This is a genomic window from Streptomyces sp. NPDC037054, assembly GCF_055606745.1.
Window position 1 is genome coordinate 257,939 of sequence record NZ_JBVJSJ010000007.1, and the last position, 25,992, is coordinate 283,930.

The 25,992-nt window shown below is 73.9% G+C and carries 19 protein-coding genes; 7 read left to right on the forward strand and 12 right to left on the reverse strand.

Going from position 1 to position 25,992, the window contains the following annotated elements; all coding sequences use genetic code 11:
* Positions 1–95 precede the first annotated feature (95 nt).
* On the forward strand, positions 96–578 hold the full coding sequence (locus ACZ7D7_RS19050) for a DUF456 domain-containing protein (protein ID WP_470825613.1): 483 nt from the start codon (positions 96–98) through the stop codon (positions 576–578).
* 57 nt (positions 579–635) lie between these two features.
* On the opposite strand, the gene ACZ7D7_RS19055 is transcribed toward ACZ7D7_RS19050, so the two are convergent.
* The 4 genes from ACZ7D7_RS19055 to ACZ7D7_RS19070 all read right to left on the reverse strand — a co-directional run bounded on the left by ACZ7D7_RS19055 (position 636) and on the right by ACZ7D7_RS19070 (position 5,864).
* Positions 636–1,157 carry a methylated-DNA--[protein]-cysteine S-methyltransferase gene (locus ACZ7D7_RS19055; RefSeq protein ID WP_470825615.1) on the reverse strand — a complete coding sequence of 174 codons (522 nt, stop codon included), beginning with the start codon at positions 1,155–1,157 and terminating at the stop codon, positions 636–638.
* Positions 1,157–2,551 carry a bifunctional transcriptional activator/DNA repair enzyme AdaA gene (locus ACZ7D7_RS19060; RefSeq protein ID WP_470825848.1) on the reverse strand — a complete coding sequence of 465 codons (1,395 nt, stop codon included), beginning with the start codon at positions 2,549–2,551 and terminating at the stop codon, positions 1,157–1,159. The genes ACZ7D7_RS19055 and ACZ7D7_RS19060 overlap by 1 nt, the downstream gene beginning before the upstream one ends.
* Positions 2,552–2,982: 431 nt before the next feature.
* The gene (rsgA, locus tag ACZ7D7_RS19065; protein ID WP_470825850.1) at positions 2,983–4,056 is read right to left on the reverse strand and encodes a ribosome small subunit-dependent GTPase A; all 1,074 of its coding nucleotides are present in this window, start codon (positions 4,054–4,056) and stop codon (positions 2,983–2,985) included.
* 362 nt (positions 4,057–4,418) lie between these two features.
* Positions 4,419–5,864 carry an NCS2 family permease gene (locus ACZ7D7_RS19070; protein ID WP_470825617.1) on the reverse strand — a complete coding sequence of 482 codons (1,446 nt, stop codon included), beginning with the start codon at positions 5,862–5,864 and terminating at the stop codon, positions 4,419–4,421.
* A gap of 274 nt (positions 5,865–6,138) precedes the next feature.
* Here ACZ7D7_RS19070 and ACZ7D7_RS19075 point away from each other — a divergent pair, with 274 nt between their 5' ends.
* On the forward strand, positions 6,139–6,816 hold the full coding sequence (locus ACZ7D7_RS19075; RefSeq protein ID WP_470825618.1) for a helix-turn-helix domain-containing protein: 678 nt from the start codon (positions 6,139–6,141) through the stop codon (positions 6,814–6,816).
* Positions 6,817–6,997: 181 nt separating this feature from the next.
* Complete coding sequence (locus ACZ7D7_RS19080) at positions 6,998–8,263, forward strand: cysteine desulfurase-like protein (protein ID WP_470825619.1); 1,266 nt, start codon at positions 6,998–7,000, stop codon at positions 8,261–8,263.
* Between the two features lie 15 nt (positions 8,264–8,278).
* Here the strand turns inward: ACZ7D7_RS19080 and ACZ7D7_RS19085 are convergent, their stop codons facing one another.
* Positions 8,279–9,772: a cellulose binding domain-containing protein gene (locus ACZ7D7_RS19085; protein ID WP_470825620.1), complete on the reverse strand. Its 1,494-nt coding sequence runs from the start codon at positions 9,770–9,772 to the stop codon at positions 8,279–8,281.
* Positions 9,773–9,946: 174 nt separating this feature from the next.
* Complete coding sequence (locus ACZ7D7_RS19090) at positions 9,947–11,266, reverse strand: radical SAM protein (RefSeq protein ID WP_470825621.1); 1,320 nt, start codon at positions 11,264–11,266, stop codon at positions 9,947–9,949.
* Between the two features lie 217 nt (positions 11,267–11,483).
* Between ACZ7D7_RS19090 and ACZ7D7_RS19095 the strand changes: the two genes are divergently transcribed.
* The gene (locus ACZ7D7_RS19095) at positions 11,484–12,737 is read left to right on the forward strand and encodes a D-arabinono-1,4-lactone oxidase (protein ID WP_470825623.1); all 1,254 of its coding nucleotides are present in this window, start codon (positions 11,484–11,486) and stop codon (positions 12,735–12,737) included.
* A gap of 94 nt (positions 12,738–12,831) precedes the next feature.
* Positions 12,832–15,717: a glycoside hydrolase family 2 TIM barrel-domain containing protein gene (locus tag ACZ7D7_RS19100; protein ID WP_470825624.1), complete on the forward strand. Its 2,886-nt coding sequence runs from the start codon at positions 12,832–12,834 to the stop codon at positions 15,715–15,717.
* A 48-nt stretch (positions 15,718–15,765) separates the two neighbouring features.
* Here ACZ7D7_RS19100 and ACZ7D7_RS19105 read toward each other — a convergent pair whose 3' ends face one another.
* Together ACZ7D7_RS19105 and ACZ7D7_RS19110 are read right to left on the reverse strand one after the other, a co-directional pair.
* Entirely contained in the window at positions 15,766–16,278 is a 513-nt protein-coding gene (locus tag ACZ7D7_RS19105; protein WP_470825626.1) for a hypothetical protein, read from the reverse strand.
* A complete protein-coding gene (locus tag ACZ7D7_RS19110; protein ID WP_470825627.1) occupies positions 16,275–17,981 on the reverse strand; it encodes a PHP domain-containing protein in 1,707 nt (568 codons plus the stop codon). Before ACZ7D7_RS19110 ends, ACZ7D7_RS19105 begins: the two co-directional genes overlap by 4 nt.
* Before the next feature lie 486 nt (positions 17,982–18,467).
* On the opposite strand from ACZ7D7_RS19110, the gene ACZ7D7_RS19115 reads away from it, so the two are divergent.
* The gene (locus ACZ7D7_RS19115; RefSeq protein ID WP_470825628.1) at positions 18,468–19,046 is read left to right on the forward strand and encodes a TetR/AcrR family transcriptional regulator; all 579 of its coding nucleotides are present in this window, start codon (positions 18,468–18,470) and stop codon (positions 19,044–19,046) included.
* A gap of 42 nt (positions 19,047–19,088) precedes the next feature.
* Here ACZ7D7_RS19115 and ACZ7D7_RS19120 read toward each other — a convergent pair whose 3' ends face one another.
* From ACZ7D7_RS19120 to ACZ7D7_RS19130, 3 genes are all read right to left on the reverse strand, one after another.
* Positions 19,089–20,135, reverse strand: a complete 1,047-nt coding sequence (locus ACZ7D7_RS19120) for a rhamnogalacturonan acetylesterase (RefSeq protein ID WP_470825629.1) — start codon at positions 20,133–20,135, stop codon at positions 19,089–19,091.
* Between the two features lie 206 nt (positions 20,136–20,341).
* Positions 20,342–21,751, reverse strand: a complete 1,410-nt coding sequence (locus tag ACZ7D7_RS19125; RefSeq protein WP_470825631.1) for an RICIN domain-containing protein — start codon at positions 21,749–21,751, stop codon at positions 20,342–20,344.
* A 1-nt stretch (position 21,752) separates the two neighbouring features.
* Complete coding sequence (locus tag ACZ7D7_RS19130) at positions 21,753–22,844, reverse strand: glycoside hydrolase family 43 protein (protein ID WP_470825632.1); 1,092 nt, start codon at positions 22,842–22,844, stop codon at positions 21,753–21,755.
* 203 nt (positions 22,845–23,047) lie between these two features.
* On the opposite strand from ACZ7D7_RS19130, the gene mmuM reads away from it, so the two are divergent.
* Entirely contained in the window at positions 23,048–23,986 is a 939-nt protein-coding gene (mmuM, locus tag ACZ7D7_RS19135) for a homocysteine S-methyltransferase (protein ID WP_470825633.1), read from the forward strand.
* 170 nt (positions 23,987–24,156) lie between these two features.
* On the opposite strand, the gene ACZ7D7_RS19140 is transcribed toward mmuM, so the two are convergent.
* On the reverse strand, positions 24,157–25,752 hold the full coding sequence (locus tag ACZ7D7_RS19140) for a carboxylesterase/lipase family protein (protein WP_470825634.1): 1,596 nt from the start codon (positions 25,750–25,752) through the stop codon (positions 24,157–24,159).
* Between the last annotated feature and the right edge of the window lie 240 nt (positions 25,753–25,992).

The window sequence follows — 25,992 nt, forward strand, 5'->3', positions numbered from 1 at the left end:
GTGGGAAAGGGGGTCAACCGGAAATTCGGCACCCGCCGTGCGGGCGGCAGGCCGGCCGGCCTGCGGCGCCTCCCCCGGTCCGGCACTCTGGACAGATGGGAGTGTGGGGCCTGCTGCTGGTCGGCCTGGTCATCGCGCTCGGGCTGTACGGGGTGCTCGTGCCCGGCGTGCCCGGGTCGTGGCTGGTGTGGGCCGCCGTCCTGTGGTGGGCGCTGCAGGACCCGCGGCCGGTCTCCTGGTGGGTGCTGGTCGGGGCCACGGTGCTGCTGTTCCTGGCCCAGGTGGTCCGCTGGGCGCTGCCGCCGCGCCGGCTGCGCGCGGGCGGCGTCACGCACCGCACGGCGGTGTACGCGGGCACCGGGGCGTTCCTCGGGTTCCTGCTGCTGCCGGTGATCGGCGCGATCCCCGGCTTCGTCGCCGGCGTCTACCTGTCGGAGCGGCTTCGTCTCGGCGGGCACGGGGAGGCGCGGGCGGCGCTGCGCACGGCGATGCGCTCGGGCGGCTCCAGCGTGCTGGCGGAGCTGTTCACCTGCCTGCTGATCGCGGGCGCGTGGCTGGGCGCGGTGCTGTGGGGCTGAGCGGCGCGGTGCCATGGGGCCGGGTCCGGGGTGCGCGGGCGGGCGCGCGCCCGGCGTTCAGAGCGGCGCGGCGGCGAGCGCGCCCTCGTGGGTGAGCAGGTGGATCTTGCGGTCCAGGCCGCCCGCGTAGCCCGTCAGGGAGCCGTCGGCGCCGATCACCCGGTGGCAGGGGCGGACGATCAGCAGCGGGTTGGCGCCGATGGCGCCTCCGACGGCCCGGACGGCGGCCCGGGGCGCCCCGACGCGGGCGGCGATCTCGCCGTACGTGGTGGTCGTCCCGTGGGGCACGGAGTCGAGGGCGGCCCAGACCCGTTCGCGGAAGGCGGTGCCGTCGGTGCTGAGCGGCAGCGAGAACTGCTTGAGGTCGCCCGCGAAGTAGGCGGCGAGCTGCCGCTCGGCCTCGCGGAACGGCCCCGGGTCGTGCCGCCAGTCGTCCCGGACGCTCCGGCCGCCCTTCTGGCCGGGCACGGACAGCGACGTCAGCGCGCCGGACGCGTCGGCGGTGAGCAGCAGCGGGCCGACGGGGCTGTCGAGCCGGGTCCACAGGACGGCGGCGGTGGTCGTGGTCGGGTCGGTCATCACAACTCCCACTCCCCTGCGGCGCGCAGGTGGTGTACGGCGTAGGTGCGCCAGGGGCGCCAGCTGTCGGGGACGTCCACGCCGGGCGGCGCGACATCGGGGTCGCCGAGGGCGCGGCCGCGGACGACGGCCACGGTACGGGCGTCGAGGCCGGGCAGTGCGCTCAGGGCGGCGTGGGCGTCGTCGCGGTCGGCGCCGGGGTCGAGGTGCACGGTGCCGTCCGCGAGGGCGGCGGCGAGGGTGCCGAGCGGGGTGTCCGGCTCGGCCTCGGCGAGGGCGGCCGGTTCCGGGAAGAGGTGGGTGAGGGTGCCGCAGGGGGCGTCGAGGGCCTTGCCGTGGCGCAGGACGAGCCGTGCCGCCTCCGCGCTGCCGGTCAGGGCGCGTACGGCGATCTCCTCCGGGTCGGCGGCGCCGGGGGCGCGCAGGCCGGGGCGGGCGGCGACGAGCGGGGCGAGGCGGGGGTCGGCGCCGAGGCGCTCGTCCACGGCGTACGGGTCGGCGTCGAGGTCGAACAGTCTGCGCAGCCGCTGCACGGCGGTGGTCAGGTCCCGCGGGTCGGTGAGGTGCAGCCGGGCGTCGAGCCAGCCGCCCGGGTGGGTACCGGAGGCGGTCCGTGCGGCGCCGGGCCGTTCCTCGACGGCGACGACGCCCGTGCCGTAGGGCAGGCGAAGGGTGCGCCGGTAGGTGCGGGCGCCGACCGGTCCGGCGACCTCCTCGACGCCGGCGACCGCCTCGTGCGCGAGGACGTCGAAGACGTACCCCGCCTGGTAGGGGCCGCGGTGGGCGAGGCGCAGCGGGATGCCGGCGGACGGGGTGCCGGTGCGGCGGGCGGCGCCGGCGGGGGCGGTGGCGCGCAGCGCGGTGGGGGTGCGGGCGTACACGGCGCGGATGGTGTCGTTGAACTGGCGGACGCTGGCGAAGCCCGCGGCGAACGCGATCTCGGTGATCGACAGGTCCGTGGTCTGCAGCAGCACGCGCGCGGTGTGGGCGCGCTGGGCGCGGGCGAGGGCGACGGGGCCCGCGCCGACTTCGGCGGTGAGCTGCCGCTGCACCTGCCGGGCGCTGTAGCCGAGGCGGGCGGCGAGCCCGGCGACGCCCTCGCGGTCCACGACTCCGTCGCCGATGAGCCGCATGGCGCGGCCGACGACGTCGGCGCGGACGTTCCAGTCGGCCGAGCCGGGCACGGCGTCGGGCCGGCACCGCCGGCAGGCCCGGAACCCGGAGCCCTGCGCGGCGGCGGCCGTGGTGAAGAACTGCACGTTGTGCCGCTTGGGCGTCACCGCCGGGCAGCTGGGCCGGCAGTAGATGCCGGTGGTCGCGACGGCGAAGAAGAACGCCCCGTCGAACCGGGCGTCCCGGCTCCGCACGGCCTCGTACCTGCTGTCCGCGTCCATCACGCCTCCCAGTCTCCGCCCTCGCCGGACAACCGGCTGGCGGAAATCGGACACGACGCTCGGCGGGGTGACGGAGGTGACGGGCGACAGGGGCGCCGGGCGCCGGGGAGTGGCGGTCGCCGGGGACACGGACACGGGGCCGCCCTGGGCGACAAGGGGCGGGCCTGGGCGGCAAGGGGCGGTCTCCGGTGGCGGGCGGCGGGGCCACCGGGCGGCGGGGACACGGACACGGGCCCCCGAGGCGGCAGGAGGGCCTCCGGGGGCGCCGGCGGCGGGGACGCCAGTCGGCGGGGACACGGGGGCATCCCGAGGCGGCCGGGGGGCGGCCTCCGGGGGCGCCGGTCGACCAGGACGGCGGGCGGCGGGGGCGCCGGTGTGGTCGTGAGGACCGCGCCGACGCCCCCTGGCGTCCCCGGAGGGCCCGCGGCCCGCTACCGGATCCGGCCCCGCTTCGCCTCCATCGCCGCGCGGCCGATGGCGCCCTTGCGTTTCCAGTCCTTGCGCAGCTCCGCCCGCAGGCGCGCGTCCGTCTTGGCAACGATGTACTGGTTCTCCCGCAGGAGCTTGCGGTAGCTCTCCAGGCGCCGGTGCGGGAGGGCGCCGGAGTCGATGGCGGCGCGGACCGCGCAGCCCGGTTCGCTGTCGTGGGCGCAGTCGTGGAAGCGGCAGTCCTCGGCGAGTTCCTCGATCTCCGCGAAGACCTGCCCGACGCCGCTCCCGGCGTCCCACAGCCCGACGCCGCGCAGCCCCGGCGTGTCGATGAGCACGCCGCCGCCGGGCAGCACGAGGAGGTTGCGGGTGGTCGTGGTGTGGCGGCCCTTGCCGTCCACGTCACGGGTGGCCCGCACGTCCATCACGTCCTCGCCGAGCAGCGCGTTGGCGAGGGTGGACTTGCCCGCGCCGGACTGCCCGAGCAGCACGGCCGTGCCGCCGGAGACGACGGCGGCGAGCACGTCGAGCCCGTCCCCGTCGCGGGCGCTGACGGGGAGCACGGGCACGCCGGGCGCGCTGGTCTCGACGTCCTGGACGAGGTGGGCCCGGGTCGCCTCGTCGGGCACGAGGTCGGCCTTGGTGAGGACGACCACCGGCTGCGCCCCGGACTCCCAGGCGAGCGCGAGGAACCGTTCGACGCGGCCGAGGTCGAGTTCGACGGCGAGCGACACGGCGACGATCGCGTGGTCGACGTTGGCCGCGAGGATCTGCCCCTCGGACCGCTTGGAGGAGGTGGACCGCACGAAGGCGGTACGGCGCGGCAGGTACGCGCGTACGTAGCGCGGGGTACCGCCGGGTTCGACGGCGACCCAGTCGCCGGTGCAGACGACGCGCAGCGGGTCGTGCGGGGTGACGAACGCCGTGTCGGCGCGCACGGTCCCGCCGGCGGTGACGACGTCGCACTGTCCGCGGTCGACCCGGACGACCCGGCCGGGCAGCAGCCCGTCGGCCTCGTACGGGGCGAACGTCTCGGCCCAGGCGTCGTCCCAGCCGTAGGGGGCGAGCGGGGACATGGAGACGGCGGGTACGGATGAGCTGGAGCTCAAGGGGATGGCCCTTCGAGGAGGGGTGGCCCCGGCACGCGCGCGTCGGCGCGGTTGGTGTGAAGGTCAGCCGGTGGCCACGGAGGTGGACTTGACGACGAACTGGATGCGGGCAGCGCCCTTCGCAAAGACAGCCATCGGTCACACCTCCCGTTCTTCACCCGGTCTGCGGCGGCGGCGTGGGCCGTCGCTCGATTCGCCCCCACCTTAGAGGCGTGCACACGCGCGTGCCACCGGATTTCCCCGATGCGCGGGCGGCGCCCCGGAGAACGTCGTCGGGGTGGCCTCGGCGGACAGGGCCGAGGCCACCCCGGTGACAGGCGGTGGTGCGGTTACTTGATGCCGAGCAGCTGCTCCAGCGGGTCGATGGCGAAGTACACGAAGAACAGCGCCGCGGTGCCCCACAGCAGCCAGTGCACCTCGCGGGCCTTGCCGAGGCAGGCCTTGATGACCACGTAGGCGATGAAGCCGGCGCCGATGCCGTTGGTGATGGAGTACGTGAACGGCATGACGACGATGGTCAGGAAGGCCGGGACGGCGAGCTCGTAGCGGTCCCAGTCGATGTGCTTGACCTGCGTCATCATCAGGAAGCCGACCGCGACGAGGGCGGGCGACGCGGCCTGGAGCGGCACGATGGTCAGCACGGGCGTGAAGAACAGCGCGAGCGCGAAGAGACCGCCGGTGATCAGGTTGGCGAAGCCGGTGCGGGCGCCTTCGCCGACACCCGCGGCGGACTCGATGTACGTCGTGGCGGACGAGGCGGAGGCGGCGCCACCGGCGACGGCCGCGGTGCTGTCGATGAGCAGGACGCGGCCGAGGCCGGGAACCTGCCCGCGCTCGTCGAGGAGTCCGGCCTCGGCGGTGACGCCGACGACGGTGCCCATCGTGTCGAAGAAGTCGGACAGGATGAGCGTGAAGACGAGCAGGACGACGGTCAGCACGCTGACCTGACCGAACGCGCCGAGCAGGTCGAATTCGCCCAGAAGACCGAAGTCGGGGGCGGCGACGGGCTTGTCCGGCAGCGTCGGCGAGGTCAGACCCCACGACTTGACGTCGGCGATCGCATTGATGATCAAGGAAACGACCGTCATCAGCACGATGCTGATGAGAATGGCGCCCTTCACCTTGCGGGCCAGCAGCACGATCGTCACCAGGACGCCGAGGCAGAACACCAGCATGGGCCAGCCGGTGAGAGCGCCGGTGCCGAGCTGCACGGGAACCGTGGTGTTCGCGGCGTCCGGGATTCGCGTGACGAATCCGGCGTCCACAAAACCGATGAAAGCGATGAACAGACCGATACCGACGCTGATGGCCTGCTTGAGCGGCTGCGGAATGGCGTGCATGACCGCCTCGCGCAAACCGGTCAGCACCAGGACGCAGATCAGCAGACCTTCCAGCACGATGAGGCCCATCGCGTCGTCCCACGCCATCAGCGGGGCGATCTGGAAGGCGACGACGGCGTTCAGGCCGAGACCGGCGGCCAGGGCGAGAGGCAGGTTGCCGCCCACGCCCATGATCACGGTCATGACGGCGGCCACCAGGGCGGTGGCGGTGGCCAGTTGGGCGGCATCCAGCTGGTTCCCGAACTTGTCCTCGGCGCTGCCGAGAATGATCGGGTTCAGTACGAGGATGTACGCCATGGTGAAGAACGTGGCGAATCCGCCGCGTATCTCACGGGCGTATGTCGAACCGCGTTCGGTGATGCGGAAGAAGTGGTCGAGCGGGCCGCCGTTTCTCGTGGGTGGCGCCTCGGCCGGACCTGTCGTGCTGGTGGTCATGACTGCGTCTCCTGGACCTGCAAGTGTGCGGAAATCCTGGCGGTGCCGCCGAGAGAGTGTGGCAGTCGATTGGCGAACACACATGCGGCACCTTGGTGGCGGATCATACGCACGCGAGGGCCGTAATCAATTCCCCAGGCGGTTCCCATACTTGACTTTCCGGCGCCACTTCTGCCGGTTCCTGCAAAATTGTCGGCCACCTATCCTGCCAAAACAGGATGCGGGCGGCCGGAGGTCTGGAGTTCGTCCCGGGGGAACTCCATACTCTCGCTCCGTGCATTCACCACTCCCCTTCAACGCGCGCGCCGCCCGCACCCTGCGCGAGAAACTCGGGATGGCTCCCGGCCACGTCGCCTACGGCATGCGCGCCTCCTACGGCCTGAACCACATCACTCCCGACCACATCGCCGCGTGGGAACGCGGGACCGCGGTGCCCAGCGCGAGCGAACTCACCGCTCTCGCCGGCGCGTTGTGGTGTGCCCCGCGTGAACTCATGGGCGCTCCCCGCACCCTGCGCGAACACCGTCTCGCCCGCGGCCTCGCCGCCGAGGACGTCGCCCGCGTCACCGGGCTGCCCCTCGACGCCTACCTCCACATGGAGGAGACCGGCCTGTGGACCGGCAGCAAGGGGCAGGCCTCCGCGCTCGGCGACCTCCTCAAGCTGCCCCCGCGGGCCTTCGTCGCGATCACCGGCATGGAGGGCGAACTCGCCCATCTCCTCACCGAGGCGGTCTCCACGCGCTGGCAGGCCCACATCCGGGCGATCGCGCGCCTCGTCTCCATGGACCGCCGCGATCTGCAGGATCCCCTGCGCTCCATGCACCAGGAGTACCAGACCCTCCTGGCGGCCACGCTCAGCCGGGCCGGCGGCGACACCGCCTCCGGGAAGGCCGGTCAGCAGTACCTCGACGACATCGTCAACCACTTCTGGTCCCGCATCCCCGGGAACTGAGGAACCGGGGGTGGTGAGCGGCGCTCGACAGGGGTGACGTGGGCGGTCGGGACGTAGGTGCGGGGCGCCGAGGGGCGCCGGTGAAAGCCCGGGCGGCGTCGAAGGGGGCGCCGGTGGTGCCGGGGCGGCGTCCCGAACGTATTCTCGGCGCGTCCGCACCCGTACCGCCCTGGAGTCTTACATGGCCCTCGACGTCGCCGCGATCCGTGCCCGGGTCCCCGCCCTGAAGTCCGGCTCGGCCCGCTTCGACGCGCCCGGCGGCACGCAGACGCCGCAGCCGGTCGTCGACGCGATCGCCGAGGCCCTCACGCGTCCGCTCGCCAACCGGGGGCGGCTGACCGAGGGCGAGCGCAACGCCGACGGCATCGTGCTGGAGGCCCGCCGCGCCCTGGCCGACCTGCTCGCGGCCGACCCGCGGGCCGTCGTCTTCGGCCGCAGCGCCACCCAGCTCTGCTGCGACCTGGCCCGCACGCTCGCCAAGGACTGGGGTCCGGGCGACGAAGTGGTCGTCACGCGGCTCGACCACGACTCCAACATCCGGCCGTGGGTCCAGGCCGCCGAGGCGGCCGGCGCCACCGTGCGGTGGGCCGACTTCGACCCGGAGACCGGTGAGCTGCGCCCGGAGCACGTCGCCGCCGTGCTGTCGCCGCGCACCCGGCTGGTCGCGGTCACCGCCGCCTCCAACCTCATCGGCACCCGCCCCGACGTCCCGGCCCTCGCCGCGCTGGCGCACGAGGCGGGCGCGCTGTGCCACGTGGACGCCGTGCACTACGCCTCGCACGCCTGCGTCGATCTGGCCGCGCTGGGCGCCGACACGCTGGTCTGCTCGCCGTACAAGTTCCTCGGCCCGCACCTGGGCGTGCTGACGGGGCGGCTCGACCTGCTCGAGTCGCTGCGGCCCGACAAGCTGCTGCCGTCCGCCGACACCGTCCCGGAGCGCTTCGAACTGGGCACGCTGCCGTACGAGTTGCTGGCCGGGGCGCGCGCCGCCGTGGACTTCCTCGCGGGGCTGGCACCGAACGCGACGGGCACCTCGGACACGGCAGGCACGGCAGGCGCGCCGGGCCCGGTGGACGCGGCGGACGCGGTGGACGGCCGCCGGGCGCGGCTGCGGGCGGCCTTCGCCGCGGTCGAGGAGCACGAGGACGCGCTGCGGGGGCGCATCGAGCGAGGGCTGGCGGAACTGGGCGGGGTCACGGTGTACTCGCGGGCGGCGCGGCGCACGCCGACGCTGCTGTTCACCGTCGCGGGCCGGCGCCCGGCCGACGTCGCGCGGCTGCTGGCCGAGCGTTCCGTGGACGCCCCGGCCGGCTCGTTCTACGCGCTGGAGGCGTCCCGGCGGCTCGGTCTGGGCGACGAGGGCGGGGTGCGGGTCGGCCTCGCGCCGTACAGCAGCGACGAGGACGTCGACCGGCTGCTGGAGGCCCTCGGTCCGGTGGTGCGCTGACCGGCGCGGCGCCGCTCAGGCCCTGGCGCAGTCGCCGCCGTTCAGGGTGAAGGCGGACGGCGGGGCGTTCCTGCCGCTCCACGAGGCGACGAAGCCGAAGGTGAGGCTGCCGCCCGCGCGGACAGCGCGGTTGTGGTCGGCGGCGGTCGCCGTGACGCGGTCGCCGTCCTGCGCGTACGTCGCGTCCCACATCTGCGTGACGCGCTGGCCGTCCGGGAAGGTCCAGGCGACGCGCCAGGTGTCGAGAGGGTCCTCGGTGGTGACGGTGACGGTGGCCTGGAAGCCGTCGGGCCACTGGTTGACGAGGTCGTAGCGGACGCGGCAGGCGGGCGGCTCGGGGGTGTCCGGGGCGGGCGTGCCGCGGCCCCGTGACGTGGGGGCGGGCGCGGTGGCCGGGGACGTGGGGGCGGGGCCGGCGCGCTCGCCGGGCGGCCGGGTGCCGCTGCGGGACGGGCGCGGGGAGCGGGCCCGGGACGGGGACTCGGAGGGGGACGCGGACGGCGGCGGCCCCGTGGTGGCCGAGGGCGCCGTCGGGGCTGCGGGCGTCGGGCGGTCGGCGCCGGCCGCCGCCGTGCCGGTGGGCCGGTCCGGCGGCATCAGCGAGACGGCGAGCGCGAGCATCGACACCAGGGCCGCGGCGACGAACAGCCCGCCGCGCAGGACGCGCCCCCGCCGGCCGGCGTCCTCCGGGTCCGCGGCGTCCGTCTCCGGCGCCCCGTACGGCCCGGCGCCGAGCCGTACGTCGGCCGCGCGCCGGCGGCGCTCCAGGTAGGCGAGGCCGCCCCAGCCCAGCACTCCCCCGGCGAGCGCGCCGGGCAGCGCCGCGCCCTGGCGGAGGCAAGCGGCGGCCTCGGCGCAGCGGGCGCACGTGGCGAGGTGCCGGGAGAGGTCCTCGGGGGCGTCCTGCGCGGGTGAGCGGGTGACGGCGTCCAGGAGCCGGGCGTAGCTGCGGCAGCGGGCGTCCATCGGGGTGTCGAGGTGGTTGCGTCGGCAGCGTTCCCGGAACAGGCCGCGCACCTGGGCGAGTTCGTCGGCCGCGTCGGCCGGGTCGAGGCCGAGCCGGCGGGCGGCGGTGGGCAGCGGCAGGGCCTCCACGTCCGCGAGCCACAGCAGTGCGGCGTCCGCCTCCTGGAGGTCGCGCAGGGCGCGGAGGGCGACGGGGCGCCGCGGCGGCGGGCCGCTCCAGCGGGCCGCGTCCTCGGAGGTGAGCCACAGCCGCAGGTCCGGGGCGAGCTTGTGGCCCCGGCCGTCGGTCTCCCAGGCCGCGGCCGTGACGCGTACGGCGGTCAGCAGGTGCGGGATCCGGGGCAGCCCGGGCGGGCGGCGGCCCCGTGCGGTGTGCTCGGCGGCGCGGACCTCGCGCATGCCCCGCGCGAACGCCTCGCCGGCCAGTTCCGTGGCGGCGTCGCCGCCCGCCGTGCACAGGTCGGCGTAGGACAGCACCGCGTCCCAGCACTCGGAGAACAGCGCGGCCTCGGTCGCGTCCCGAGGAGTGGGCAGGTCGGGCATGTGTCTCCCGCATCCACGAGCGAGGCCAACTCACCGCACGAGGGGTGGAGTTGTGAGAAACCTCGCGGCAGGGCACGAAGCCTTGCACGCCGCCCGCGACGCTGACAAGCGTCGCAGGGCAATGCGGTGGCCGGGCAAGCCGCAACCGGGAGGACCGGCCACCGTCCGCCGCCGTCACACCTCGACGGGCTCCGTCGCGGAGAGGCTGTCCATGAAGGAGCTGACGGAGAACACCGCGCGGCCGGGGCCGGGCGGGCCGTAGCCGGGCGGGGAGGACAGGCCGAACTCGTCCATGGTGGCGCGGTAGGCCTCCAGCAGGCGGATGTGGTACTCCAGCGGGGCGCCCTCGGGGTTGGCCTTGCCGAGCGGCGTGGTCGGTTCCGGGCACCAGGTGGTGAACCGGGGCGTGATGCCGTGCGACATGAAGAAGCGCAGGCCCTCGGTGGTGGAGGCGATCGCCTCGTCCACGGTGGTGAAGCCGAACGGCTCGGCCATCTCCACACCCGCCACGAAGTTGGGGATCACGTTGCGCGCGCCGAACACGTCCGCCGAGTCCAGGATCCGGCGGTGCCACTCGTCGCGGCCGACGTAGCGCTCCTTGCCGGGGCAGTACAGCTCGAACAGGCGCCGGTCCCACACCTCGAAGTTGGGGTGGTAGATCTGCACGCCGTAGTCCTTGAAGCGCTGCACGTCCGGCTTGGGCAGCGCCTGGGCGACGACCTTGCCGATCCAGCGGCCCGGGAAGCGCTCCTCGATGGCCTTGGCGTAGTGGCCGTAGAAGTCGGCCTCGTCCCGGCCGGCGACCTTCGACGTGATGGCGCCGCCGGTGAGGGTGTACGCGGTGGACGCCTTCTGGGTGTCGTACCGGTCGATGATCTCCAGGGCCTCCAGGACCTCGTCCACGTCCTTGACGCCTGTATACGGTCGACCGGCGGCCTTGTGCTGTCGCCAGTTGTGGTTGATGTCGCAGTACTGGCACTCCTCCTTGGCGCCGAAGTACTGGCAGACCCGGAAGACGGTCAGATAGATCAGGTAGCCCCACTGGATGGTCGGGGCGACCTCCATGACGGACTTCCCGTTGCTGAGCGTGTGCCGGTAGTACTCCGGCATCGGCGGCACGCCGACGTCGGCGATCCGCTTCCCGTCGAGGTAGAGGCCGAGCACGCCGTCGTCGTTCGCGGCGACGCGGTACGGCGAGGACGGGTTCACGCGCACCGAGACGACGGTGCGGCGCAGGTCGTACGGGCCGCCGGTGAGGACGATCTCCTCGGGCGGGCGCCTGAGGGCCGCCTCGCCCAGCTCGGGCAGCGTGCCGTGGTCGAAGGAGAAGATGAAGTACGACTTCGGCTTGACCTCTCCGCCCTCGTTGTCGCTCAGCGCCGAGGGATCGAACGCGACTCCGCCCCGGAGCAGGTCCTCCTTGAAGACGGCCTCCCGCGGGACGTGCGGGAACCGCTCCATCAGATCCTCGACCAGCGCGGTGCGGCTGCCCATCGAAGTGTCTCCTCCCGGTTCGGACGTACGACTCCTCACGGTATGCCCCCCGCTCGGCGCGAGCCTCGGCGGGGCCCCGGCACGTCGCGCGGGCCGCGGTCGGAAAGCGCTCTCAGCAGGTGGACCCCGTCGGCCCGGGACCGGGTCCGGGAGGTAGGTTCCGGCAGGGACCGCCTGGTCCGCCATGCTCTCCACGCCTCGGGGAAGGACGCGACGCATGACCGAGACGGTGACCAACTGGGCCGGCAACATCACGTACACCGCCAAGGAGCTGCACCGGCCGCGCTCCCTGGACGCGCTGCGCACGCTGGTCGCGGGCAGCGGGCGGGTGCGGGTGCTCGGCAGCGGACACTCCTTCAACGAGATCGCCGCACCCGACACGGACGGCGTGCTGCTGTCGCTGGCGGACCTGCCGGCCGAGGTCGACGTCGACACCACGGCCCGCACCGTGCGGGTCGGCGGCGGTGTCCGCTACGCGGAACTCGCCCGCCAGGTGCACGCGCGGGGCCTCGCGCTGCCCAACATGGCGTCGCTGCCGCACATCTCGGTGGCCGGTTCGGTCGCCACCGGCACCCACGGTTCGGGCGTCGGCAACGGCCCGCTCGCCGCGCCCGTGCGCGACGTGGAGATGGTGACCGCGGGCGGCGGCCTGGAGACCCTGCGCCGCGACGACCGGCGGTTCGGCGGCGCGGTCACCTCGCTCGGCGCGCTCGGGGTCGTCACCGCCCTCACCCTCGACCTGGAGCCGGCCTACGAGGTCGAGCAGTACGTGTTCACCGAACTGCCCCTGGCCGGGCTGGACCCCGACACGTTCGAGGCGGTGATGTCGGCGGCGTACAGCGTGAGCCTGTTCACCGACTGGCGCGCGCCGGGGTTCCGGCAGGTGTGGCTGAAGCGGCGCACCGACCAGCCGCTGCCCGACGTCCCGTGGGCCGCCCCGGCCGCCGAGAAGATGCACCCGGTGCCGGGCATGCCGGCGGTCAACTGCACGGAGCAGTTCGGGGTGGCCGGGCCCTGGCACGAGCGGCTGCCGCACTTCCGGGCCGAGTTCACGCCGAGCAGCGGGGCGGAGCTGCAGTCGGAGTACCTGATGCCGCGGCGGTACGCAATCGACATGCTGCATGCGATCGACGGTATCCGGGATACGGTCGCCCCCGTGCTGCAGACCTGCGAGGTGCGGACGGTCGCCGCCGACGAGCAGTGGCTGAGCCCGGCGTACGGCCGGGACTCCGTGGCGGCGCACTTCACCTGGGTCGAGGACACGGCGGCGGTGCTGCCAGTGGTGCGACGGCTGGAGCAGGCGCTGGCCGGCTTCGAGGCGCGCCCGCACTGGGGCAAGGTGTTCACCACGCCCGGCCGGGAACTGCGGGAGCGCTACCCGCGGTTCGGGGACTTCGAGCGGCTGGTGCGGCGGCTGGACCCGTCCGGCACGTTCACCAACGCCTTCCTGCGGGACGTCCTCGGCGGGTGACGCGGCGGTGGTTTCACCGGCCTCCCGTCCCGGCAGTACTTCCTGGGGTTCCCGATCCTGCCTCCGCCGCATCAAGGGCTGACCTAGGAGACCGATGACCTTCCGCGAAACGGCCGTCGATTACGTCGAGGACGTCTCGCCGGGCCGCGGGGCGCTGCCGCCCCGCGCCTGGTACCCGTCCTCGGACGCGAGGGCCCTCTCCCTGAACGGAACTTGGCGTCTGCGCCTGTCGGCGACCGCCGACGCCGAGGACGACACGTTCGCCGCGCCCGGGTACGACGCCGGGGACTGGGCCGAGGTCGCGGTGCCCGGCCACTGGGTGCTCCAGGGGGACGGGGCGTTCGGCGCGCCCGCCTACACCAACCACCGCTATCCCTTCCCCGTCGATCCGCCGCGCGTCCCGACGGAGAACCCGACCGGCGACCACCTGCGCGTCTTCGACCTCCCGGACGACTGGCCCGCCCCTGCGGCCGGTGACGCGGTACTCCGCTTCGACGGGGTCGAGTCCTGCGCCCGGGTGTGGCTGAACGGCACCGAGCTGGGCGACTTCAAGGGCTCGCGGCTGCCGCACGAGTTCGCGGTCGGCCATCTGCTGAAGACTGTCGGCAATGTCCTGGCGGTGCGTGTCCATCAGTGGTCCGCGGGCTCCTACCTGGAGGACCAGGACCAGTGGTGGCTGCCCGGCATCTTCCGTGACGTGACGCTGCTGCACCGCCCGCCGGGTGCGGCCGGCGACTTCTTCGTGCACGCCTCCTACGACCACCGCACGGGCGAGGGCACCCTGCGCGTCGACTCCGACGTGCCGGGCCGGGTCACGGTGCCGGGCCTCGGCGTGGACGTCGCGACCGGCGAGTCCGCGACCGTCCCGGTCGAGCCGTGGTCGGCGGAGACGCCGCGCCTGTACGACGGGGTGCTCGCGACGCCCGGCGAACGGGTCCCGCTGCGGATCGGTTTCCGCACGGTGGCGCTGGAGGACGGCCTGGTCAAGGTGAACGGCCGGGCGGTGCTGTTCAAGGGCGTCAACCGCCACGAGTGGCATCCGGAGCGGGGCCGCGCCCTCGACCCGGAGACCATGCGGCAGGACGTGCTGCTGATGAAGCGGCACAACGTCAACGCCGTGCGCACCTCCCATTATCCGCCGCACCCGGCGTTCCTCGATCTGTGCGACGAGTACGGCCTGTGGGTGATCGACGAGTGCGACCTGGAGACGCACGGCTTCACCGAGCAGGCCTGGCGGGACAACCCGGTGGACGACGACCGCTGGACCCCGGCCCTGCTGGACCGGGCCGCCCGTATGGTCGAGCGGGACAAGAACCATCCCTCGGTCGTGATGTGGTCCCTCGGCAACGAGGCCGGCACCGGCCGCGGTCTGACGGCGATGGCCGAGTGGATCCGCGGCCGGGACTCCTCCCGGCTCCTGCACTACGAGGGCGACGCCACGTGCCGGGACACGGACGTCCACTCGCGGATGTACCCCCCGCACGCCGAGGTCGAGCGGATCGGCAGGGGCCTGGACGGCGGCTCGCGGCGGCGCCGCGAACTGCCGCTGATCCTCTGCGAGTACGCGCACGCCATGGGCAACGGCCCCGGCGGACTCGCCGACTACCAACGGCTGTTCGAGCGGTACGAGCGGCTGCAGGGCGGGTTCGTCTGGGAGTGGATCGACCACGGCGTGCGGCACCCGGAGTTCGGGTTCGCGTACGGCGGGGACTTCGGTGAGGAGCTGCACGACGGCAACTTCGTGTGCGACGGGCTGCTGTTCCCGGACCGCACCGCGTCGCCGGGCCTGGTCGAGTACGGCAAGGTGATCGAACCGGTCCGCATCGAGGGCGACGGCGCCGACGGCACGGTGCGGGTGACGAACCAGCACGACTTCGCGGACCTGTCGGCGCTGGCCTTCGAGTGGGCGTACGAGGTGGACGGCGAGGCGGTCGCGTCGGGCCCGCTGCCCGTGCCGCCCCTCGCGCCGGGCGAGTCGGCGGAGGTGAAGCTGGAGCGGCCGGGCGGTGAGACGGGCGGAGCGGAGACCCGGTGGACGGTACGGGCGCTGCTGGCGGCCGACACCGCGTGGGCGGCCCGGGGGCACGAGGTGGCGTGGGGTCAGGTGGCCGGGGCCCGGCGGACACCGCCGACCGTCGCGCCGACCGGGCGTCCGGTGGTCGAGGGGCCCCGGATCGGGCTGGGGCGGGCGGAGTTCGACGCGCGGACGGGGGCGCCGCGGACGATCTGCGGAGTGGCGGTCGACGGGCTGCGGCTCGACGTGTGGCGGGCGCCGACGGACAACGACCTGGGCGCGCGGTGGCAGCCGGACACCCGGTACGGGCTGCTGTGGCGCGAGGTGGGCCTGCACCGGATGCGGCACCGGGTGGACGCGGTGGAGGCGGCCGACGACGCGCTGACGGTGCGGAGCCGGGTGGCGCCGGCGGGGACCGACCTGGGACTGTCGACGGTGTACCGCTGGACGTCGGACGGCGACCGGCTGCGGCTGACGGTGTCGGTGACCCCGGTCGGCGACTGGAGGGTGCCGCTGCCGCGGCTCGGCGTCCGGTTCGGGCTGCCGGCGGGCGCGGACCGGGTGCGGTGGTTCGGGGGCGGTCCCGGTGAGGCGTATCCGGACACCGGGATGTCGTCGATGGTCGGCCGCTGGGAGTCGACGGTCGACGGTATGCAGACACCGTACGTCCGTCCGCAGGAGAACGGCGCCCGTGCCGACGTCCGCTGGGCGGAGCTCGGCGGTCTGCGCGTCGAGGGCGACCCGGAGTTCTGGTTCACGGCCCGGCGCTGGACGAGCGAGCAGCTGGACGCGGCCGGGCACCTGAGCGATCTGGTGCCGGGCGACACGGTCTGGGTGAACCTGGACCACGGCCAGCACGGCATCGGCTCGCAGTCGTGCGGGCCCGGCCCTCTGCCGCGGTACTTCCTGAGGGCCGAGCCGGCACGTTTCTCCTTCGTGTTCGGGGCCGCCGACGGGCCCCGGTAGCCGCGGCGGTCACGATGGCCGCTGTGGTCGCCGTGGTCGCGGACCGGGTCAGTGGTCCGCGCAGCACGGCGTCGGGTCCGGGACCTCGAAGGGCACCAGGACTCCGCCCGAGGCGGGCATGGCGGTGAGCACCAGCTCACCGCCGTGCCACTGCGGGCGCACGTGCTCGCGGGTCACGAGCCGGGCGTCGCCGTCCGGCGCGTCCGGGGAGCCGAGCACGGCGACGCGGTCGATCGCGGAGCGGTCCAGCAGCTCCGCGATCGTCAGCGTGCCGGTCATGAGGGCCGCGCCCGGGTAGAGCACGGCCCTGCCGTGCCCGTCGGGCAGGCCCGCCGTGACGTCGTGGCCGTCGGCCGAGAGCCGCTCCCGGGCGGTGCGCAGGAGCGGCTCGGACGGGAGGGCGAGGGACACGGCGACGTGCGGCCGGTCGCCGCGCACCAGGTGGGTGCAGCCGAACGTGTCCTCGGGGAGGGCGAGTTCGGCTGCCAGGGCGTGCAGCAGGTGGTCGGCCGCACGCAGTTCCCGGGCCCCCGTGTCCAGCGTGAGGGCGTAGGGGGTCACGACGGCAGGACCCACACGGGGTTGGAGTAGAACCACAGGTCGAGCCACGGGTCGGCGTCGCCGACGACGTCGAGGGCGGGCCCGGCGGGGTCGACGGCCGCGCCCATGGCGCCGACGGCGGAGCGGTTGCCGTCGGTGCCGCGCAGGCGGACGTAGAGCGGGCGGTCGACGCGGCCGAGGTCGTAGGTGAGGCGGACGGTGCCGGCGGCCTTGTTCACCTCGTAGGACTTGACGACCCTGGCGGTGGGCGCGGTGAAGGTGTCCTGGTCGGCGACGGGGCCGGTGACGTCGCCCTGGACGACGTCGACGCGGGCCAGCCTGGGCTGGAATCCGGCCCAGTTGGGGCCGCCGGCGAGGGCGATGTCGGCGGTGAGGACGACGTGGGAGCCCTTCTTGACGTGCAGGGCGCCGCCGAGGGTGGCCCACTTGCCGGCGCCGGACACGCGGACGTCGAGGCCGCTGATGAGCCGGCCGTGGTCGACCCAGATGCGGCCGGCGCGGATGCCGTCCATGACGGCGGCGTAGGAGAAGCCGTCGGCGCCGACGTGGGTGCGGCTGTACTGGCCGGGCCAGTAGTCGCCCTGTGTGACGTCGATCCTTCCGCCGTAGACGGGGTCCTCGTAGCGGCCGTTGGCGCCGAAGTCGCCGCCGGGGCCGCGGACGGCGGTGTCGGCGTAGACCTGGTGGGAGTCGGAGTTGGCGGTGATCCACCAGGGTCTGCCCTCGGCGAGGAGGCTGTCCCACAGGCCGCCGACGGTGGCGGTCATCCAGTCGAAGCCGCCCCAGGTGCGGTAGCTCTCCAGGGGGTAGCCGGGGAAGGAGTTGGCGCTCGGGTTGTTGTCGTAGATGCCCCGGGCGCGGCCCATGCCGAGGGGCTGGGGCAGGCCGGCGGCCTGGTGGCCGGGGGCGCCCTCGAAGCCGACGGCGATCTGGTGGGAGGGGTCGGTGGCGTCGCGCCAGGCGCGGATCTCGTGCGGGGAGTCGACGCCGCGGCGCGCGGGGTGGTTGGCGAGCATCAGCGCGTCCTTGATCCTGCGGCGCTTGATCTGCTCGCCGAGGAAGGCGAGTCCGGCGACGGCGAGGGCCTCGTTGGCGGGGGTGGAGTCGGAGGCGCCCTTGACGCTGCCGTCGTAGTCGGTCTCGAACTGCTTGAGGACGGAGACCTCGTTGCTGCCGGGGTGGACGAAGACGGTGCCGTGTTCGGCGGCGGGGATGTTCCACTCCAGGCCCTGGAAGACGAGGGTGTCCTCGTAGGCGGCGCGGGCCTCCCTGATGTCGGGGTTGACCTTCTCGACGCCGATCTTGGCGTGGGTGGCGCTGCCGTGGTCGGTGATGACGAGCCAGTCCATGCCGTGGACGGCGCCCTGGCGGACCTGGTCGACGACGCGGTACTTGCCGTCGCTGCTGTACTGGGTGTGGATGTGGTGGTCGCCGGCGAGCCACAGGAAGCCCTTGGAGCGGCGGCCGTTGGTGGCGGCTGCGGCCGGTGCGGCGCCGGCGGTCTGGCCGAGGACACCGCCGGCGGCGAGTCCGGCGCCGAGGAGGCCGGCGCGGCGCAGCAGGGAGCGGCGCGACTGCTGTTCGGGGGTCAGGGCCTCGTCGGGCACGGAGGTGTCGAAGGCGGCGGGCAGAGGTGCCGTCGCCCCGTGTCCGTGGTGGTCGTGTCCGTGCCCGTGGTGGTGATGCCCGTGGCCGTGTCCCATGCTGCGCCTCCCGAGTGCCGCGGCCTTCTCGCGGCTGCCTTCCGCGGCGCGTTGTCGCCGCGTGGGGAGGATCGACGGGGAAGGTGAACGTTGAACGACCCGGGGGTGGGCGGTGCGCGAAGGCTGGTCGGCACGTGAGAGGCCAGGGCGGGAGCCGCTCCGCCCCGGCCGTCACGACCGGTCCACCCGCGGGAACCGGAGATCCACCGAGGGGGGAAGAACCGAAATCGACGCGCATTCAATATTCGCGAATTTCATCTTTCCCCCTTCTGGTCGTTTCGGTGATTTCCCGTGCCACACCGGACACTAGGCGCGCGGACACCCGCTCCCCAAGACGCAATTCCGCCACGCGTCCTGTCGGAATTCCGGCCCGCGACGTTGACGGCCCCTTCCCGGCACGCACCCCCGCGCCGTGGGAAACTTCGCTCCCAGCCCCGGCCCCAGCCCTGGCCCCGCCCCCGCCCCCGCCCCCGGAGGACTCCGCCCATGCCCCGTGCCGGTCTCAGCGCCGACCGACTCGCCGAAGCCGCCGTCGCCATGGCCGACGAGGCGGGCTTCGAGAACGTCACCCTGTCGGCGCTGGCACGGCACTTCGGCGTGAAGGACGCCAGTCTCTACTCGCACGTCAAAGGGCTGCGGGACCTGCGGAACCGGATGGCGCTGCGCGCCGGCGCCGAACTGATCGAGCGGATCGCGGCGGGCGTGGCGGGCCGCTCGGGCCGGGAGGCGCTCGCGGCGTACGCCGACGCCTACCGGGCGTACGCGCTGGAGCACCCGGGGCGGTACGCGGCGACGCAGGTCCGCGTCGACCCGGAGGTCGCGGCCACGAGCCCGGTGATGGCCCGGACGGTCGAGGTCACCTACGGCCTGCTGCGCACGTACGGCCTCGACGAGCCCGATCTCACGGACGCCGTACGGCTGTTGCGCAGCACGTTCCACGGCTTCTGCGCCCTGGAGGCCGACGGCGCCTTCGCCGCGCCGCGTGAGGTGCGGGCGTCCTGGGAGCGGATCGTGGACGCCCTGCACGTCACCCTGGCGAACTGGCCCGCCCGGCCCGCCGCGTAGCCGTCGGCTTCGACCCGGGTCGCCCGGATCGGCGTGCGGAACTCACTCCGCGCGCGTCAGGCCCTCCGGAACCAGCCCCTGGGCGACGAGTTCGTCGCGGACGAGCTGGGCGTACACGGTGGCGCCGTGCACGGAGGTGTGCGTGTTGTCGCGCTTCTCGTCGGTGAGGTACAGCGCCTTGGACGCCTCGACGCCGAGGGACTCCACGAGCGCCTTCGTCTTCGCGGTGAGGTCGATCAGCGGGACGCCCTCGGCGGCGGCCACCTCGCGGACGACGGCCGGGTGGTCGACGCCAAGGCCGTTCACCAGCAGGGCGGTTCCGTTGTTCAGGGTGCCGTCGGCGGTGAACCAGCGGCGCACGATCGGGGTGACGAGGACGGGCTCGCCGCCCTTCTCGCGGACGCCCGCCACCAGGGCCTCCAGGTTGGCGCGGTAGGTGGGGCCGTCGGTGGTCTTGTCGTTGTGGGCGAGCTGGATCAGGACCAGGTCACCGGGGCGGATCAACGGCTGGACGGTGGCGAACAGCCTCGGGTCCCGGAGGTAACTGACCGTGCTTTCACCGGAGTCGGCGTGGTTGGCGACGGACAGCCCCTTGCGCAGGTACTGCGGAAGTCGCTGGCCCCAGCCCGCGTAGGGGGCGCCGGGCTGGTCGCAGACCGTGGAGTCGCCGACGAGGAAGACCTGCCGGGCGTGCCGGGCGGGGGTGACGCGGATGCCGGCGAGCGCGGGGGCGGTGCCGTCGAGCGTGAGGTTCAGGCCGGGCGCGCCGGCGGGTCCGGTGGGTTCGCCCTCGGGGTCGCGGACGTCGACGGTGAAGCTGCGGGCGACGCGTTCCCCGGCGGGGACGGCCGTCTCCGGCAGGAGGGCGCGCCGGGACTCGCCTCCGACGGCGGTGCTGGACGCGGTGGCGCCGCCGAGCAGCACCTTGACGTCGTACGTGCCGGGTGGGACGTCGAAGTGGCAGGCGGTGGCGGTGCAGTGGCCGGGGCCGGGCGAGGGGGCGTTCGCCTCGGCCCGGGCGGGGGCGGCGGTCAGGGCGGCGGTGCCCAGGGTGAGAGCCGCCAGCACGACTGCGTTGAATCGTCTCATGTGCTTCCTTCGGAGGGCGACGGGCGTGGCGGTGGGACCGTATCGCGGCCCTGCAAGCGCTTTCCAGGCCCGTGGAGGCAGATTTTCCCGAAGGCCGGAGCCGACCGCGCAAGTGACCTGATCGAAACGATTCAACCGCCAGGCGACAGCACTCCGGCCGGTACCCGTCAGGCGGGTACCGGCCGGGCACGCGTACCGTCGCGGCGTCAGGTGCCGCGGGCCCACTGCTGGTTGGCGCCTCCGTTGCAGGTGTACGTGATGAGCGGCGCGGAGTTGACGGTGGCACCGCCGGACACGTCCAGGCACTCGCCGGTCGCGCGGGACCGGACGGTGACGTGGCTGCCGGTGCCGGTCACGGACCACTGCTGGGCGGTCGAGCCGGTGCAGTTCTCCTGCGTGACGGTGTTCGCGTTCTCCTGCACGCACAGGGAGCTGTTGCGCACCATCAGCTGGTGGTGACCGCCGCCGAGGGGCTTGAACCAGTACTTCTGGTTGCCGCCGCCGTTGCAGTCGTACTGCTTGAGCTGGGCGCCCTGCCAGAGCGACTGGCTCGTGACGTCGGCGCACCGGCCGCTGTGCCGGGCGACCAGTGTCTGGTACGTGGCGCTCGTGCCGCCGACCGTTCCGGCGGCGGTGTCGACGGTGACCTCCGGGTACCAGGACATGGTCATGGTGGTGGAACTGGGGAAGGTCAGCGGCAGCCACACGTAGCGGGAGTCGTTGACGGTGCCGCCGAAGGAGTTGCCCCAGCGGTCGCCGAGGTAGAGGTACGACGTGCCACTGGATCCCTGCACCGGCAGAACGTATGCGGTCTGCGAGCCGTAGGCCGTGGAGTCGCCGACGTCGCGCATCGCCGACCAGGGACCGGCGAGCGAGGTCGCCGTGGCGTACTGCTGCTGGTTGGGGTTCCAGCCGGTGGCGCCGGAGGTCAGCATGAAGTAGACGCCGCCCCGTTTGAAGAGGGCTGGCGCCTCGCGGTGTCCGCCCGGCCACGGGTTGGCGACCAGGCCGGCGACGCCGGTGTAGTCGGCGGTGAGCCGGTAGATGTGCAGGTCGTAGTTCTCGCGGGCGGCGGACACCATGTATCCGGCGCCGTCGGTGTCGGTGAACACCGTGATGTCGCGGGACATGTGCTGCCCGAGCGGCCGGAAGCTGCCGCGGTAGGCGTAGTCGCCGTCGACGGTGTCGGAGACGGCGACGGCGGCCCGGGCCTCGCTGTAGTCGGTGCCGTTCTCCTTGTGCATCCACATCACGAACGTGCCGGTGGAGGCGTTGTACATCACCTTGGGCCGCTCGATGTTGGCGGTGGCCAGCTCGGGTGCGCTCGACTCGGTGAGGACGTGGTTGCGGAACTCCCAGTTCTTCAGGTCGGTGGAGCGGTAGGCGTCGACGTACCGGAAGGTGTTGTCGGCGTTGCGGTGCTCGCCGAACCAGTAGTAGTACGCGCCGACCTTGAGGACGCCGCCGCCGTGGGCGTGGACGGGGTTGCCCGAGATGTCCGTGAGCCGCGTGCCGTTGGTGACCGTCTGCGGGGCCGCCTGGGCCTGGCCCGCGCCGGCGAGGGAGCCGAACAGGGCCAGGCACAGGGTGAGCAGTAACGCGGGGGCACGTCTCATGTCACGCGCCCTCTTCCGCCGCGCCGGAGCTCGCCGTGTCGGCGACGGGGACGCCGAAGTCCGGGGTGCCGTCGGCCTTCCAGCCGAGCGTCTGGACGCGGGTGTGGCGGTTCGGGTCGTGCAGCGGGTCGCCGTCGATCTCCTTGTACTGGCGGGCGTGGTAGACGAGGACGTCGGTGCGGCCGTCCTCGGCGACGGTGAAGCAGTTGTGGCCGGGGCCGTACTGCTTGGTGGTGTCGTTGCTGGTGAAGACCGGGGTCGGCGACTTGGACCAGTTGGCGGGGTTCATGATGTCGCTGTCGGCGTCGGCGGTGAGCAGGCCGAGGCAGTAGTTGGCGTCGGTGGCACTGGCCGAGTACGACATGAACAGGCGGCCGTTGCGGGCGATGACCGAAGCGCCCTCGTTGACCTTGTATCCGACGCACTCCCAGTCGTATTCCGGTGTCGACAGCCGCACTTGGGGGCCGGTCAGCGTCCAGGGGTTCGCCATCCTCGACAGCCACAGGGCGGTGTTGTTGTCCATGCCGGGTTCGTGCTGGGCCCAGGCGAGGTAGCGGGTGCCGCGGTGGGTGAACGTGGTGGCGTCGAGGGAGAAGGTCTCCCACGCCGTCCGCAGCTGCCCCTTCTCCACCCAACGGCCCTGGAACGGATTGGCGTTGGAGTTCTCCAGCACCCAGATGCGGATGGCCCACACGTCCTCGGCGGGCGCGGCGGCGAAGTAGATGTACCACTTGCCGTCGACGCGGTGGATCTCCGGCGCCCAGATGTGGGCGCCCATGGCGCCCGTGGCGTGCTTGCGCCAGATGACGGACTCCCCCGCGGTCGCCAGGCCGTTCAGGGTGCGGGAGCGGCGCAGGACGATGCGGTCGTACTCGGGGGCGGTCGCCGTGTAGTAGTAGAAGCCGTCGGTGTGGCGGTGGATGTGCGGGTCGGCGCGGTTGCGGACGAGCGGGTTCACGTACGGGGCTGCTTTCGGGGACGCGGGCGCCGCCTGGGCGGCGCCGGGGACCGCGGCCAGGGCGCCGGCGGCTGCGGCGCCCTTCAACAGCAGTCGGCGGCTGGGGACTTCGGGCAGATCGTGCGCGCGGCTCATGCGGCCTGCCTCTCGGTGGGGGCGTGCGGGCTCGTGCGGAACCCACACGGGACGTCCGTCATTTCGAACGCCATCTGTGATTCCGAACGCCGAAAAGGTACGGCCGAGGCGGAGGGAGGTCAACGGGGTGTGCCGGGCCGTCCGCGCCGGAGGGGACCGGGGGCGCGGCTCCCGGTGGCCGTACGTGGACTACCGTCGTCCGTATGCACGGCACGCCCACCCTCCTCGAAGCCCTCACCACCGGGACGCTCGTCCTCGACGGCGGGATGTCGAACCAACTGGAGTCGGCCGGGCACGACCTCGGCGACGACCTGTGGTCGGCGCGGCTGCTCGCCGAGCGGCCCGAGGCGATCACCGAGGCGCACCTCGCCTACTTCGAGGCGGGCGCGGACGTGGCGATCACCGCCAGCTACCAGGCCACGTACGAGGGCTTCGCCCGCCGCGGCGTCGACCGCGCCCGCGCCACCGAACTCCTCGCCCTCAGCGTCGAGTCGGCCCGCGAGGCGGCCCGCCGGGCGCGTGCGGGCGGCGTGGTGCGCCCGCTGTGGGTGGCGGCCTCGGTCGGCCCGTACGGGGCGATGCTCGCGGACGGTTCCGAGTACCGGGGCCGCTACGGACTGACGGTCGGCGAACTGGAGCGCTTCCACCGGCCCCGCGTCGAGGCGCTGGCCGCCGCCGGCCCCGACGTCCTCGCCCTGGAGACCGTGCCCGACGCGGAGGAGGCCGAGGCGCTGCTGCGGACGGTGCGCGGGCTGGGGGTGCCGGTCTGGTTGTCGTACACCGTCGACGGCGACCGCACGCGCGCCGGGCAGCCGCTGGAAGAGGCCTTCGCTCTCGCCGCGGACGCGGAGGAGGTGATCGCGGTCGGCGTCAACTGCTGTGCGCCCGAGGACGCCGGGGACGCGGTCGGCCTCGCGGCCCGGGTCACCGGCAAGCCGGTCGTGGTCTATCCCAACAGCGGCGAGTCCTGGGACGCCGCCGCCCGCGCCTGGACCGGCCGGAGCACGTTCACGCCCGACCGGGTCCGCGCCTGGCACGCCGCGGGCGCCCGGCTGGTCGGCGGCTGCTGCCGGGTGGGGCCGGAGGCGATCGCGGATATCGGCCGGGCACTGGCGGACACGCCCGGGACGCGGGACGGCTAGGGGCTGCCGTTTGGACCAGCCCGGCGTCGCGCAGCCAGGCCGGTCCGAACGGCAGCTCTTGGGCCGTGTCCGCGCAGCGCCGCCCGCCGCGCGACGGCCCGCACCGCCCTCTCGCCGCACCGCCCGGAAGTCCCCGCACGGTGGCCTCGAGGCCGGTGGTGGGCCGGGGGTCAGGGGCGTCGCAGTGCCCCGGAGCGCCGCAACCGCCTTATGACCGAGCGGAGTTCCGCTCCCCGGGCGGCGGTGTCGTCGCGTTCGTCGGCGCCGCGCCGGGGCTGGGCGGGGGTCGTCCGCCGCAGAGTGGCGTCGGCCGCCCATATGGCGTATTCGCGATCCCGCGGACCGAACACCGTATGCGGTATGCCGTCGCCGAAGATCCGTACGGGATGTGTCGCATCCCAGCGCTCCCAGCCCGGGTCGCCGTCCACCGCGAACCGCACCCACGCCCCGTGCATCGCCTCGGCCAGCTCCCGCGGCGCGCCGTCCCCCGCGAGCCGGGCCGACTCGGGCGTCGCGCCCGTGTCGAACACGAAGCCGAGCTCCAGGGCGTGGCAGGAGCCGAGACCGGGCCGGTTGGAGGGCCAGGCGAATTCGTAGACGTAGGAGGCCTCCCGGCGGGCGTCGGCCAGGCGGTGCAGCGGGACGCGCAGCAGGTGGTCGGTGACCATCTGGCCGACGATCTCGGCGGCGCCGGCGTCGGGGGCGAGCGCGCGGTAGGCGCGCGGCACCTCGGGCCCGCAGCGGCAGCGGGCGCGGGCGCCGGCCAGGGCGAAGGAGCCGAGCCGGTCGACGCGTTCCAGCAGGCCGCCGGGCACCAGCCACAGCCGGTACTCGTCCCGGGTCCAGCCCATGAGCAGATCCACGCCGCGGGCCGCGCCGCCCTCGGTGAGCGCCTGGAGCGGGTCGCGGGGCACGACGTCGCCGTCGACCACGATGCCGAAGGCGGGCCCGCCGAGGACGGGACTGCTGAGCCTGCCGACCTCGGCCTGGGTGCGCAGCAGCAGGTCGCGGTCGACGGCGGCGAACGCCTCGGCGGTGGCGGGCACCTTCAGCCGGGCGGCCATGCGGCGCACCATGCGCCGTACCTTGTCGCGGTCGGCGGCCTCGGGGGCGCCGCTCTGCAGGACGGCCCGCCGGACGAGGCCCTGCGTCCGGGGCGCGGCGAGGAGGGCGCCGATGCCGATGGCCCCGGCGGACTGGCCGAAGAGGGTGATGCGGTCGGGGTCGCCGCCGAACGCGCCGATCGCCTCGCGGACCCAGGTGAGGGCGGCGATCTGGTCGCGCAGGCCGGCGTTGGCGGGGGCGTCGGGGAAGAGGCCGTAGCCCTCGACGCCGAGGCGGTGGTTGAGGGAGACGCAGACGACGCCGTCGCGGGCGAAGGCGTGTCCGTCGTAGACGGGGACGGCGGAGGAGCCGCGGGTGAGGGCGCCGCCGTGCAGCCAGACCATGACGGGCAGGCGGGCGGCGGGGTCGGGGTCGGGGGTCCAGACGTTGAGGTTGAGGCAGTCGTCGCCCGGGACGGCGGGGTCGCAGAGGTACTGCGCGAAGGCGGGCGAGTAGGGCGGTTTGGGTGCCGTGGGCCCGAAGGCGCCGGCGTCGCGGACGCCGTCCCAGGGTTCGGGCGGGACGGGCGGACGGAACCGGCGGGGGCCGAAGGGGGGTGCCGCGTAGGGGATGCCGCGGAAGACGGCGACGCCCCGTTCGTACCGGCCGCGTACGGCGCCGTAGGGGGTCGTCGCCTCGGGGTCCGTCCGGTCCGCCGTCATCCGCCACCAGCCTCCTCGGGCGCGTCCGATGTGGTTTCGAAAGTTTTACCCGCTGCCGTCGGCCCGATCCCGGTGCGATCCGGCCCGGCCCCAGTGTCTTCCGGCCCGATCCCTGTGTCTTCCGGCCCGATCCCGGTCCGTTCCCTCGTCTTCCCGCCGCGTTGCCGCGCCCTTACAGTAGGAAGCGCTTTCTACCGGTCGGTCCGCGACCGCGGCGCGGCCGGGCGGTTGCCGCGCCGG

Bases quoted from the DNA above. Each gene is read 5' to 3' on its own strand.
- ACZ7D7_RS19070 (WP_470825617.1), bottom strand. From the start codon at position 5,864: ATGACCACCAGCACGACAGGTCCGGCCGAGGCGCCACCCACGAGAAAC.
- ACZ7D7_RS19110 (WP_470825627.1), bottom strand. From the start codon at position 17,981: ATGGGACACGGCCACGGGCATCACCACCACGGGCACGGACACGACCAC.
- ACZ7D7_RS19085 (WP_470825620.1), bottom strand. From the start codon at position 9,772: ATGCCCGACCTGCCCACTCCTCGGGACGCGACCGAGGCCGCGCTGTTC.
- ACZ7D7_RS19125 (WP_470825631.1), bottom strand. From the start codon at position 21,751: ATGAGACGTGCCCCCGCGTTACTGCTCACCCTGTGCCTGGCCCTGTTC.
- ACZ7D7_RS19120 (WP_470825629.1), bottom strand. From the start codon at position 20,135: ATGAGACGATTCAACGCAGTCGTGCTGGCGGCTCTCACCCTGGGCACC.
- ACZ7D7_RS19095 (WP_470825623.1), top strand. From the start codon at position 11,484: ATGACCGAGACGGTGACCAACTGGGCCGGCAACATCACGTACACCGCC.
- ACZ7D7_RS19115 (WP_470825628.1), top strand. From the start codon at position 18,468: ATGCCCCGTGCCGGTCTCAGCGCCGACCGACTCGCCGAAGCCGCCGTC.
- ACZ7D7_RS19055 (WP_470825615.1), bottom strand. From the start codon at position 1,157: ATGACCGACCCGACCACGACCACCGCCGCCGTCCTGTGGACCCGGCTC.
- ACZ7D7_RS19060 (WP_470825848.1), bottom strand. From the start codon at position 2,551: ATGGACGCGGACAGCAGGTACGAGGCCGTGCGGAGCCGGGACGCCCGG.
- mmuM (WP_470825633.1), top strand. From the start codon at position 23,048: ATGCACGGCACGCCCACCCTCCTCGAAGCCCTCACCACCGGGACGCTC.
- ACZ7D7_RS19050 (WP_470825613.1), top strand. From the start codon at position 96: ATGGGAGTGTGGGGCCTGCTGCTGGTCGGCCTGGTCATCGCGCTCGGG.
- ACZ7D7_RS19130 (WP_470825632.1), bottom strand. From the start codon at position 22,844: ATGAGCCGCGCGCACGATCTGCCCGAAGTCCCCAGCCGCCGACTGCTG.
- ACZ7D7_RS19100 (WP_470825624.1), top strand. From the start codon at position 12,832: ATGACCTTCCGCGAAACGGCCGTCGATTACGTCGAGGACGTCTCGCCG.
- ACZ7D7_RS19090 (WP_470825621.1), bottom strand. From the start codon at position 11,266: ATGGGCAGCCGCACCGCGCTGGTCGAGGATCTGATGGAGCGGTTCCCG.
- ACZ7D7_RS19080 (WP_470825619.1), top strand. From the start codon at position 6,998: ATGGCCCTCGACGTCGCCGCGATCCGTGCCCGGGTCCCCGCCCTGAAG.
- rsgA (WP_470825850.1), bottom strand. From the start codon at position 4,056: ATGTCCCCGCTCGCCCCCTACGGCTGGGACGACGCCTGGGCCGAGACG.
- ACZ7D7_RS19140 (WP_470825634.1), bottom strand. From the start codon at position 25,752: ATGACGGCGGACCGGACGGACCCCGAGGCGACGACCCCCTACGGCGCC.